Source organism: Aeromicrobium alkaliterrae (genome assembly GCF_039529015.1).
Classification (GTDB): Bacteria; Actinomycetota; Actinomycetes; order Propionibacteriales; family Nocardioidaceae; genus Aeromicrobium; species Aeromicrobium alkaliterrae.
The window spans coordinates 1-12,226 of the sequence record NZ_BAAAME010000022.1 but is presented as its reverse complement, the minus strand read 5'-3'; the positions used below and the strand labels follow the sequence as shown (position 1 = coordinate 12,226).

At 62.9% G+C, this 12,226-nt stretch carries 11 protein-coding genes; all 11 read right to left on the bottom strand.

Annotation, left to right across the window (positions count from 1 at the left end):
• Positions 1-724: 724 nt before the first annotated feature.
• Positions 725-1,798, bottom strand: coding sequence for an acyl-CoA dehydrogenase family protein (locus ABD127_RS18990; protein ID WP_344204488.1), 1,074 nt, complete (start codon positions 1,796-1,798; stop codon positions 725-727).
• Positions 1,799-1,935: 137 nt separating this feature from the next.
• Positions 1,936-2,736 carry an ABC transporter ATP-binding protein gene (locus tag ABD127_RS18985; protein WP_344204485.1) on the bottom strand — a complete coding sequence of 267 codons (801 nt, stop codon included), beginning with the start codon at positions 2,734-2,736 and terminating at the stop codon, positions 1,936-1,938.
• 77 nt (positions 2,737-2,813) lie between these two features.
• Positions 2,814-3,647, bottom strand: coding sequence for an ABC transporter permease (locus ABD127_RS18980; RefSeq protein WP_344204482.1), 834 nt, complete (start codon positions 3,645-3,647; stop codon positions 2,814-2,816).
• A 3-nt stretch (positions 3,648-3,650) separates the two neighbouring features.
• Positions 3,651-4,496 (bottom strand): ABC transporter permease, encoded by an 846-nt coding sequence (locus tag ABD127_RS18975; RefSeq protein WP_344204480.1) that lies wholly within the window; start codon positions 4,494-4,496, stop codon positions 3,651-3,653.
• 1 nt (position 4,497) lies between these two features.
• On the bottom strand, positions 4,498-5,442 hold the full coding sequence (locus ABD127_RS18970) for an ABC transporter substrate-binding protein (RefSeq protein WP_344204478.1): 945 nt from the start codon (positions 5,440-5,442) through the stop codon (positions 4,498-4,500).
• Between the two features lie 263 nt (positions 5,443-5,705).
• Complete coding sequence (locus ABD127_RS18965) at positions 5,706-6,659, bottom strand: amidohydrolase family protein (RefSeq protein ID WP_344204476.1); 954 nt, start codon at positions 6,657-6,659, stop codon at positions 5,706-5,708.
• A gap of 19 nt (positions 6,660-6,678) precedes the next feature.
• Positions 6,679-7,875, bottom strand: a complete 1,197-nt coding sequence (locus ABD127_RS18960; RefSeq protein ID WP_344204473.1) for an acyl-CoA dehydrogenase family protein — start codon at positions 7,873-7,875, stop codon at positions 6,679-6,681.
• Between the two features lie 667 nt (positions 7,876-8,542).
• Positions 8,543-9,262, bottom strand: coding sequence for a GntR family transcriptional regulator (locus ABD127_RS18955; protein ID WP_344204470.1), 720 nt, complete (start codon positions 9,260-9,262; stop codon positions 8,543-8,545).
• Positions 9,263-9,796: 534 nt separating this feature from the next.
• Positions 9,797-11,047 (bottom strand): hypothetical protein, encoded by a 1,251-nt coding sequence (locus ABD127_RS18950; RefSeq protein ID WP_344204468.1) that lies wholly within the window; start codon positions 11,045-11,047, stop codon positions 9,797-9,799.
• Positions 11,048-11,066: 19 nt separating this feature from the next.
• Positions 11,067-11,429, bottom strand: a complete 363-nt coding sequence (locus tag ABD127_RS18945) for a hypothetical protein (protein WP_344204466.1) — start codon at positions 11,427-11,429, stop codon at positions 11,067-11,069.
• A 145-nt stretch (positions 11,430-11,574) separates the two neighbouring features.
• Positions 11,575-12,226: hypothetical protein (locus ABD127_RS18940; RefSeq protein ID WP_344204464.1), on the bottom strand; the 652-nt coding region annotated here is incomplete at its 5' end.

Below are 12,226 nucleotides of genomic sequence, written 5' to 3'. Positions count from 1 at the left end.
CAACACGCCGTTGGGGCCTCCATCTGCCTACGCGAGAGTTCCTGGACGAAGAGCAACGGATCGGCGAGAAGCTAGCTCGATTTGGACTCATCGACAACGCGCCCGACATCTCCCAGGCTGTGCCGGCAAACGCACCGTTCAAGCCGCGCGACTAGCTACGACGCAGCTGTCAGCTTTCGAGTAGACACTACGCCGACGGACCCTGCCCGCCAGCGTCATGTGATGGGCTTGGCAAGCCGATGAAGGCCCGGCAGCCACGGCGGCGGTCGCCGTTTCCCGAACCTGCCGCTCGTCTCACCTACCCGCGGTGGGCCCACCGGTCGACCAGCAGCTCGTTCTGGCCGTCACCGGTCCGTCCGCTCCCTCGCCTACGGTCGATGTCCCGCGACAATTTGACTTGACCATGCTGCGCACCTCGCACCAGACCAGGGTCGTGGCGATCTAGAAGACGGAGTTTCGGGTGGAAGGGAGATCCAGCTTCTGATACCAGCACCCGGTGGCGCACCCAGGCGAAGCGGCGATAGTCGATCGACGCGTGACCCCGACGGATCTACCGCCGCCGGATCCTCCCGGTGATATGCCCGCCCGCTGGGGTCAAGATGCCATGCCGTGTCTTACGTACCGATTAATGAGAACTGCAACCGCTCACCCGAACGACGGCTCCGAGCCTTGACCGGACCCCGCTGTTGAGAACCCAGCGACCTCACTATCGGCGATGCGGCCATCACAGACGGTCGTAGAACTGCTCCATATCCAGGCCAGCGAGGCTGTGTGCGTACACGTCACGGTTGAGGGGCACATTGTTGAGACCGTGCCGACTAGCGACTCCGAAATCTCGCCAGATTCGCTGAAGCGGGTTGTCAAGCTTGAAGGAGCGGGCTCCGTTGAGGTCCATCAGCAGGTCAAGTGCGGTTCTGAAACAGACGGTTGCGACAGCCTGGTCGTTCCTGATCCGTGAGCGCTCCGCGATCGTCAAGACTTCCCCGCGCCGGGCCCGATCGTCGATGTCATCCGCAGCTCTCAGCAGATGGAACATTCCCGTGTCGATCTTGGATCGCGCTATCGCGAGACCCGACCGCCAACCTGGAGCGTCCCTGGCATCGTCATAGTTCCACTGACGAATCGGCCGCCCGCTTTGAGCTTCCACGTAGGTGATGTCCCATGCCTCTTCGACCATCCCCCACAGAGGCGCAACCAGAGCGAGACAGGCAACGGCACTGACTGAGGTCCTGAACACCGTCTCGTCGCAGTGCCACTGCGCGAACGCATGTCCCTTAAACTGCTCGAACGGGATAGTCCAGGAGACTGGTACAGCAAGATCACTCGCCACGAGGGTCTTGCTCCCACTCGCTGCCATTCCCGCAACGTTCCAGTCGTCCACCACGGTCATGGCGGAAACCGGCATCAGCGCCCAGCGAAGTTCCGGAGTCCCATCCCTCTCGAGTGCCAGCTTGACGCCACCAATGGTCCAGCTCGCGAGGTCCGAACCCGAGGCGAACGGCCACCGCCCGTCTACGACGAACTGGTCGCCGGAAGGGGTCGCTGTGCCACCAGCACCGAACTGGCTGATGGCAATCACATCACCACCGCCACCGTAGACCGCCATTCTGGCCTCGTCCGGGAGGAGCCCCATCGTCCAAGCAGTGCAGTTGGCGATCATCGCCACCCATCCTGCCGAGGCGTCCCCACGGGACAGACAAGACACCACTTCGACGAGTGTGCGGGCGTTCTGCTCGGCGCCACCAACCCGAATCGGCGCGCACATCTGGAAGAGGCCGTTCGACCTCAGTGCATCCACGCTGGCGGGGTGCACCTGTCGCGCGGCCTCTCCGGCATTTGCCCCCTGGCGCAGGAGAGGGAGTAGGCTCGCAGCCGTCTCCAGCCATTGATCTCGGTGCTCCACCGAAGAGCCACCGCCGCCCGTGAAGGCGCTTGTCATCGCGACGAGATCGATGTTTCGCGAATCTCCGTCATGACCTGCGTCCGGAGTTCCGCGAAGCGCGGCTTCGCCCGTGTCGCAATCTGATCCCGGTCTCGCCCCAGATCGACTTCGATGGTGTCGATCACTCGCGCTGGGCGACCACCCAGCACCACCACACGGTCTCCCAGGTACACGGCTTCGTCGATGTCGTGAGTCACCACGACAACAGAGATCCCCAGGCGGCTTCGCAGGTCGAGCGCCAGATCCTCCAGCTCGAAGCGAGCTTGAGCGTCGACCGACCCAAACGGCTCATCCATCAGCAGCACCGGGGCGGAGTACGCCAGTCCTCGTGCGATCGCCACCCTCTGCTGCATGCCGCCCGAGAGCTGCCACGGGTACTTGTCGCCCACACCGGGCAGGTTGACCGAATCAAGTGCCTCGTCGGCGGCATCGTTCCTGGCTCGCTTCGCGATCTTGCGCCCCTGCAGCGGAAAGGCGACGTTGTCGCGGACTGTCATCCACGGCATCAGCGATGCGCGATAGTCCTGGAAAACGACGGCGATCTCGGCAAGAGGTCCGCTCACGGGGACCTCGCCGTAGCGGACCACGCCCGACGTCGGGGCGACGAGTCCCGACAAACAGCGAAGCAAGGTTGTCTTGCCAGCGCCGGAAGGTCCCACGATGGTGACGAACTCACCTGGTTCCACTCGCAGACTGAGGTCCTCCAGAACACGGTGCTCATCAGCGCCGCTGCCGTAGGACTTGGACATCTTCTCAACGATCAGCGTGTTTGCTGAACTTTGGACGTTGTTCATTCGTAGACCTATCCCGGGGGTGGTGATCGTCGCGGTGGACGATCGGACGTGTGGTGTTGTGCCCATGGGCAGAAGAGCTAGCCTCGGCGGCTGGCGAAGACGCCGGACACGGCAGGCGAGCCCCGCCGTTTCGGTCGTGAGTTCTTGCGGGGGCGCTCCTGGTGCCAACCAAGAACGCGCCGTTCCAACAGGATCAAGGCACTCGACAGGCCATAACCCAAGGCACCGATGACAACCGTTCCCGCCCACGTAGCCGCAACTTGGAAACGGGCACCACTCTCGAGGATGTAGTTACCCAGCCCCACCGACGAACCGTAGATTTCACTGACCACCATCAGGACCAACGCAACCGCGATGGCGATCCGCAACCCGGCGAAGATCTGTGGCGCCGCGCCCGGAAGAACGATCCGGCGTAGGTACAGCAGCTTCGGGATTCGGAAGCTCACGGCGGTCTCGCGCACCGCGGGATGGATCCCACGGATACCGGTGATGGTGTTCAGTAGGACGGGCCAGAAGACACCGATGGCAATCACGATGATCTTCGGCGCGGCGCCGATTCCGAAGGTGATGATGAAGATCGGGATGAATGCGACCATCGGCGTGGCCCGGGCGAAGGTGAGGAAGGGGGCCGTAGCGTGAGTCAATGCTCTACTCTCGCCGATGATCAATCCGACGCAGACTGCTGCGGCAGAGCCCAAGAGGACCGCGACCCCGATGTTCCGCACGCTGAAAACCAGGTCGTCCCAGAGGTGGTCCTGTCTGAACCCGTCGATCAGGGCCTCCAGGATCACCGGAGGCGTCGGGAAGTAGAATGAGTCTGCTGCGGCCGTGGCGACCCATGCCGCCGCGAGGACCGCGATGGGAAGCCACAGCATCGCGAGGCCGGCTCTGACCTTTTGGTACGCGTTCATAGATCACATCTCCAGACGCGATGAGGGACGCCAACGCAGCAGCCGGGACTCGGCGAGCTCGGACATCACGACGATCAAGAATCCGAGAACTCCAGCGGTGAGAATGTAGGCCCACGCCGACGACGAATCGTTGCCCAATTGCGCCTCGGTCACTCTGAACCCGATCCCCGGGACTGTTGTGAGCACCTCGACACCGATCGCGACCAGCACCGAGAGTGCTGCCGCCAGACGGAGTCCGGTCATGATGGAAGGGATCGAGCTCGGTAGCACGACGCGGCGAAACCACAGCCTCTTCGGGATTCGGTACGCACGAACGGTCTCCCGGATGGTGGGCGTCACGGATCTTGCACCGTACTGAGCCTGCAGCACGATGATGAAGACACACGCGATGAAGACCACGACGGCCTTCATCGTGAATGTCGCTCCGAGGATGAGCAGGAACACCGGAAGCATGGCGATGCCGGGAAACGTCCTGAGCACGTCGAATAGCACCCGGGTGCAACGTTCGAGCGCGGCGTACGTTCCGGTGAGTAGCCCGATCGGCACGCCGATCACCATCGCGAAGAGCAGGCCGGCGGCCGCGCCTCGAAGGGTCTCGAGAATCGAATTCCAGTACTCGGCCGTGACGACCAGCTCAGCCCACGCACGCACTGTCCCAAGCGGGGTCGGAACCAGGTCCTCGGAAATGACGCCCGCGGCTGCGAACGCCCACCAACCCCCGAGCAGCACCGCCAGGACGGTGACTCGCGGAGCGAGTCGGCCGTAGCGGCGTCGAGCGGCTTTCCTGGACTTCGATTCGGCCATAGTGGTGCGCTCCTTCGTGATTGGAGGCTCGGTCGTGGTGGTCACGTCAGGGCCTCGGAGCGTTCTTCCAGAGCATCTCGTCCGCGTCCGGTGCATTGGCGATGAAGCCAAGTTCCTCCATGAAGGACGCCTGCTCCTCGAACAGGTCTCCGTCGATGTTCACCGTCCAGTGCTTGAGGGGCGCCTGGTTGTTGATGAAGTCGTCCGGAACCTCGGTGTACTCACGCTGCACCGCATGAAGGGCGTCCTGATCCTCGTTCGCCACTTCCGTGCCGCATTCGAGGGCCTTGACCAGGGCTTCCGCAGTGTCTGCGTGCTCCTTGAGGTACTCGTCGCTTGAGAAGATCAACGTTCCGACAAGGCCTGGGTGGTCCGAGATGTCGGCACCTCGCACCTCCCGCATGCCCGCGCCGAGTCCTGCGGACATGAACGGCTCGAAGACGCCGATGGCATCAACCTGTCCGGTCTGGGCCGCCTCGACCAAGGACGTCATGGGAAGCGCGGCAACGTCGACATCCTGAGGATCTCCCCCGGCCTCGGCGATCCCCCAGCGAATCATGAGGTCCGAGTATCCGGCTGCCGCAGTGACACCAATCGTCTTGCCCTCCAAGTCGGTGATGTCCTGGATGGGACTGTCGGCTGGCACCAACACGCCGCTCACGCGGGGTTGCTCGGGATCATCCGTCGGCGACGACACGAGCCCGCTCACCGCCCGGACCGGGAGGCCCTCTGCAGCAGCGTTGATGACGCCGGTGGATCCAGTGATAGCGAACTGGGCATCGCCGCGGAGTACCGAGGGAATGTTCTGTGCCGTGTCACCCGCGCCTGGCTTGATCGTCACTTCAAGTCCGTTCTCCTCGAAGCAACCTGCCTGCTCTGCCAAGTACAGCGGCTCAAAACCCGAGGACAATGAGCGAAGCACCGTGATCTTGGTCAACCCTGACTCAGTCGTTTCCTCGTCGGAGTTGCCACAGGCCGAAAGAAAGCTCATGACAGCAAGAGTCGACGCCGCCACAGCGATATGTCGCCTCCCACGCTTCACCACTCGTCGTACGCTCATCAGATATTCCCTTTCCGGAAAGATTTCGCTGAGTTCAGTGACACGAAGCAACGGCGACCAACAAGCGGTCGTCACGACGATGTGCCCTCGACCTCATACGGTCGCTGGTTGATGACCCGGCTGGCGTTGCCAGATCGGGCTTGGAACTGCCGGTCGCCGACTCAGTGATGCTGATCCGCTGCCGGCAGGTGAGATCAGTCGTCAGGTTCAGACCAACTGTCGTTGGACGGAATCAGCTTCAGAGCCCGACGGATGTTTCCACCCAGGATGTTGGCCTTGTCGGAATCTGAGATGGAGGAGTCAAGTATCTGACTGAGGACGTGGGCACCGTGCGGCATCATCGAGTACAGGTCGGTGCCAAACACAGCCCGCTCCGACCCGAACTGCTGCACGAGCAGCTCGACCTCGCTCCAGTGATAAGCCAAGCTGGTGTCAAACAGGACGTTGGGAAACCGCTCGGCTATCCGCAGTACGTGCCGAGCCTGTTCATGACTGGTGAACGCATCCAGAGCGATGATCTTTGCCTCGGGATTGTCGGCCGCGATGATCTCAAACTTCCACAGCGCGTTCTCAGATGAGTCTGCGATCACGTGAACGAAAGGAACCAACCCAAGGTCAACAGCCCGCTTGATGTAGTCGCGGACCCAGGGGCTGTCGAGAGACAATCCTTGAAATCGGACGTGCACCGATATCCCGACCAGGCCGAGCTCGGAAGAGATTCGGTCCAGCTCGTCGTAGCCAGCCCGCCCGTGAAGGGGCTCGACGATCCCGACAGCAGCCGGGAATCGGGCAGGAATGCGGTCACGATACTCTGCTACGCCGTCGTTGACGGACCGGGTGTCGGCTATTCCACGGGGGCGAAGGTAGGAGTGCCCTGGGATGATCACCGCTTGGCGAATTGCTTGCTCGTCCATTGCTGCCAGACGGGTTTCCAGTTCGACACGCCGATACTCAACACTGTCAGTAGGAACGGCGAGAGCCTGACTGGGACCAGGTCCAAGCAGTGAAGCGAGGTCCCCATAATGGTGATGACAATCCAGAATGTCGAACTTGGACTTTTCAGACACGTCCTCGAGCGTGGGTTTGCTGACCATCTCTTGCGTGCCTTCCAGGCTTCCGCTCTCGCTGGCTTCGTCCTCGATCTGCATGCCGTATCGCTCCGGTTCTCTAGCCATCGATGAGCGGAGGACGATCCAGATCCAACAGCCCTAGCGCGTGACGCTCGGCATTCACCAGCCGATTGTTCAGTCCGTGCCTGCTGCCGATCTCGAGGTCGCGCCAGATGCGCTGCAATGGATTGGCGACCGAGAAGCTCCGAGTGCCGCCAATGTCCAGGAGCAGATCGACAGCGTCGCGGAACTTCTTCGTGGCAGCGGAGGCGTCACCCCAGATTCGAGCGTGGTCCCCCAGGTCTAGATGTCGTCCATCGAGGGCAGCAGAATCGACCCGGTCCGCCGCGCGGAACACGTGGAAACTCCCCTGATCGATGGCATTTCGCGCTTCCCCGAGCGCCAATCGGTAACTGGGGGACTCGCGAATGTCCTTGTAACTCGTCTGGATGATCGGTCGACCCTCGTTCATCATCGCGAGGATGTTCTCCCAGGCCGCCTCCGCGAGACCCATGAGAGGCCCGACGATTCCGAGCTGCGCGACGGTGCGCATGGAGCTGCGGTACTGGGGCTCATCGTCGTGCCAAGCTGCGAATCGTCGGCCGGCGAAGGTGTCGTGGTCAACCATGAATCCATCACGCACAAACACATCATTGGCAATGAGCGTGTTGCTCCCGGTCCCGCTCATACCGGCGACGTGCCACGAGTCCTCCAGTTCGAGCTCCGCCAGCGGGAGCAGGGCCCAGGCTCGGGCCACGACTTCCCCGTTGTCGTCGGCGATCCGAACGCCGTTGAGAGTCCACTGCGCTTGATAACAGCCGGACGCGAAGCGCCACTTTCCGGTGACTCGGTAGCCGCCGTCGACACGCGTCGCTACGCCGTTGGGTCCATATTGACCGACGACAACGTTCAACGGATCAGCGAAGATCTCGGCTCGGACCTCATCCGCGAAGGCGCTGGTGGCGAAGGCAGCCGCATTGGCGATGAAGGCGACCCATCCCGCCGATCCATCCCCACGAGCAAGCTCAGCGGAGACTTCGATCAGGTCCCTGAAGTTCCCTCCAGACCCGCCGGCCCTCAGAGGCGCACACACCTGGAGCAGTCCTGACGCCCGCATCGCCTCGGACACCTCAGGCGCCAATCTGCGGCCGCGCTCGGTCTCCTCAGCGCCGTTCTGCAGAAGGGGAATCAAGTTGCGCGCGACTTCGACATGGTTGTCGGTCGAGCTCTCGGTCGGAACCTCTTGGATGTGCATGAGTCCTCCAGTCAGTGCCCGGCTCAGACGAGTTCGACACGGTGCTTGTAGTCGATGGTTGCAGCGTTTTCCGCTAGCACGTGGTGAGGCCGACCGACACTTCCGTGGCGTTTCTGACCCTGATTGACGATCGTATGGGATCCAATTTGGTGTGTCAAGAGTCACTCCACCGCACCGAGTTGCCTGCATCACGCCCCTCGCAGGCGCACGCACCGAGAGGTCGCGAGCGGACCAGCACTCGCGGAGCGTCGGGGTCAACGAGCCGTAGGACCGGCACGCGGCGCTACGGGACTGGCGCACTTGACAAGGATCGACTTGACCACTGACGTGCACGCAGTGGCGATGGTCTGATCTGCGCAACTCGACGCGCGAGCAAGAGGGCACTGATGCCGTCAAGCTACCGGCGCCTTCTATTGCAGCCTGGTCAAACCCGGCACCGCTGAGATTCCTCCCACCGGGTCAACGGGCGTATCGAACCAGCCTCGATTCGAAGTCTGGCCCAGCAATGCCTGCGTCACGGTCGCTCAATTCACTTCACCTCGAGGAACGTCGAATTAGGCAGTCAGCTGACTGCGTGCCCCGAACCAGGCCCCACGGCGGCTGATTGCCGGCACTTCCGCCGCGCCGCATGACTTGACCACTCGAAGCCGACTTGCAACGGAGCTTGTCAGCGAGGGCGTTGGCTGCCGAGCAACGGCAGCTTCGCGTACATTTCCTCCATCTTGGCGGGCACTCCGCCTCGGTGATGTTCCATCGCGATCATCGCCGCCTGGTTGTCGCCCGCTTCCAACGCATCGAGAATTGTCTCGTGCTCAAGCACGACTCGACCCCGCGAACCGGGGTCATAGAGGTAGAACGATCGATACGAGTGCGTCACACCCCAGATCCGTTCGACTTCCGCCACGATCAGGTGATGAGGCGACTTCTTGAATATCAAGAAGTGCCACTCCTCGTTCAGATCTCGCATCTTGACGATATCGCTGTTCTGGCCCGCGATGCTCATCTGCTTGTTCAATCCGCGGAGCCGTCGAATCTCGGCCTTCGTGAAGCTCGGCAGCGATTCCATCAACGTGTCTTCGAGAGCCCGGCGCATGAGGTACACCTGCTCGAACTCAATCGAGGTCAAACGGCGGACCGTGTATCCGACATTCGCCTCGTAATCAAGGATCCCGTTGCTGTGCAGAATACGCAACGCCTCCCTGATGGGGGCGCGACTCAGAGACAGTGTCGATGCCACGTGCTCCTGTCGGACAGGCTGACCAGGCAGAAGCGTCAGGTCCTTGACCAACTGATGAATACCTCTGACGGCGAAGTCGACGGCTCCACCAGCCGATCCGGCAGGAGACCTTTTATCTGTCCGTTGCTTCACAATGGCCTCACTGCTCATTCATCGTGACCCAGGCGCTCTGGCAGATCCACTGTCGTGGAGCCTTCGATTGGCGCCCATCTTCGACGGCCCTGACCGGCTTGCGCCTCCCTTCCAAGTCTGGCGCAGATTGTAGCCAGATTCCGCCGCGGCCGCTAGGAGGCGGCGCTCTGCCGGGGGTGAACCTGCCGAACTCCCGGCGCGCCTCGGAAGCTCTCCGACGACGACTTCCTGACTACCCTCGGGTCCCCGCTCGCCATGGACCGAGATCAAGGTCGTCGACCCATTCGGGCGGAGCCCTCGAGGCTAGAGCCCTCGGCACGGGCTTGGCAGGCGACATCGTCACCGGTTGCGCGACGTGGCGTCAGTTCGGTTGCCATCCCAACCGTTCGACATGCGGGCCGGGATAACTCGTGGGGTTGTAGCGGTTGCCTCCCAGCAAGCGATTCGACTCGCCAGCGAGTCTCGGCACTAAGCCGCGAGGCGGGTCGAAGTTGTCGCATCTCGATAAAGCAATCCCCGGGTCGATCTCCGGCGGCTGCGATGCCAATGCCGTTAGCGCTTGGGCGCCGGGGAAGCGTCGGGTGGTGTGGGGACTGGGACAGGGAGCCGTCTCGTCGCCGGAGCAGCCGGTGCCTGTCCGTTGCGCGCGGCCGACCGGTGAAGCGGATCCAGTGCCGCCGATCGACGAACGGCCTCAACAGAGGCGCTATACGCCAGGTCGAGAGGTTCGCGAACGATCTCGCGCGCTACGGCCGGAAGAATGATGGCTCGTGCCTGGTGAAGGTCAGCAGCAGAGACGATTGAGCCGAGGCACCCATTCCGAGGGATCCGGTCCCGGAGCTGACGATTGATTGCCCGGGCGGGAGCCAGGAGTTCTCGATCATCGATCAGGTCCCGCGCGGCGGCGGTGAGTCCCATCGAGGTGGCCAGATGTGCCGTGAACGACTCGAAGATGTCGATGTCCTCCGCGCGTGAAGTTGGTGACGCGAGATCAGCGAACTGAGACCGGACGTTGTCGCCGACGGTCAGCAGGTCTGTCGACGGCAGAGCATGACCGAAGCTGAAGTCGCCGGCCACCTTCGCGACGTCTCGCCAGGCAGATGCTGCTCCGGCGATCGCAGGATCCATCCGGTCGGCGGTGAGGTAGTCGATCACACCGAGGGAGTGCGCTCGCGCTGTCGCCGCACGGAATGCATCGAAGGTTGCGACCTCAAGGGTGGCGACGTGATGCAGGGTGACTGTGGACCTGTCGGACATGAGTGCGCGATGGGCCACAACGTCCCACCGTCCGAGGGCGGCGGCAAGCTCGCCAGTCGGAGTGTCCGGTCGGAGGGAACCGGTCAGCGCGAGCGTCTCAATCGCTTTGAGCCTCTGCGACACGACTCGTGCGGCGGCCTGCTCTGCCGTCGAGTCCGCTACCCGGCGAAAGGCCAAATCGAATGCGTGATCTCGTGCGCGTTCGGACACCAACTCGGATCCGATCCACAGCACGGCACTCAGAAGTCGTTGCGCTGTCTGGACATCGGAGGCAGATTCCGGGGTCGTGGCACGGGTCGCTGCGACCAGCGCGGTGTGCACCGGCTCGAGAGCGGGACTGGGATTCGCATTTCCTGGCCACGACTTGCTCTGCTCCGAGGACCCCATTGCGGTGGACATCAGGGCGATCCGTTCAACGGTGCGGGTCGGGTCAGGTGCCGGCAGCCGGTCGTGAGCAGCGTGGGCGGCCTTCGCGATCAGCACCCATCCGCGCACGAGCTCTCCTGCGTCGAGGCCACTGGTGGTCCGCGCCCGGAGCATGTGCATCTGTGCGTCCTTGAGGTGGTCAAGTGAGTTCGGCATACCGCGCCACCCCGTTCACGACTCTGCCGATGCTCACGAGCACCAGCTCGAGCTCGATGCCTGGCCCCGCGGCGACCAGACTCAGGAACTCTTGCGCCAAGGACTCGAGGTCAGCTCTGTTCCCTGCGGCCTCGCCGTCTGGCATGGCGAGTTCCGGACTGGCCCACTGGCGTAGTCGGTGGCTCGCCGCGAGAGCGTCGTAGGAAAGGATCGAAACTTCCGACGTGACATGGAGGTTCTGCCCGGTCGCGTTCCATTGCGCGGTCTCGTGGTGGATGGCACCGAGTGTCTTGATGAGCCGGTAGGCCAGATCGAAGACGTGCGGATCCTTGGTGGTTGCGTTCATGCGACGGTTCCTTCGCTCGGCAGTCGGTGCTTTGAGCGTGCGGTGCGCCAGCGTCGAAGAGCGAGTAGGGCCTTGTCACCTGTGGACGGCGGCGGCTGTGCACTCATGTGGAACTCGGTCGCCTGCATCGCTTGCCCCGCGGTCGTCACGGAGTCACCCCTCGACTCGTTACCGATGTCGTCACGCGAGTGGGCTGATGCTCGGGCGCGCGCGCAGCACGGTGGCGATCGGCGGGGCTGGCGATGCTCAGGTGCTCGGCGATGTCCAAGCTGGCTATGTCGACGCCTAAGGATCGCGCAACCATCGGTAGATCCTCACTAAGGCGGTGAGCCCCGCGGCGCGCATCATCCAGCGACCTCGATGCCTGCTGCAGTGAGCGATTCAATCGCTCCGGTAGCCACGGGTCGGCCGGCGACGCGGTGACGGCTGGCCGCAGGGACCGCGCGGCGTCATTGATCGCGAGCTGGATGCTGCGAGTCTCTCGGGCACTCTGCAGGACCACCGCGATCATGGTTCGTGCATGGGAAGCATCGATCTCGCCGGAGATCGCGCAGGCAAGGTAAGCATTCTCGGCTACCCCCAGCGCCGGGCGGACTGGTTGCGCCAGATCATGAAGCGAACCGGACAGCTGGCGTCGCAAATCATCGGCCCGGTCGATCACGAGCAGGCCGACGTCAGATCGATCGCCCATGCGCTCGATTTCGAGCAATTCTTCGTACGCGATCGTCAGGCGTCGTCGCAATTGCGACGTCACGGCGTCGACCTTCTCGATGCGGATGCGAGCTTCGTACAGATCG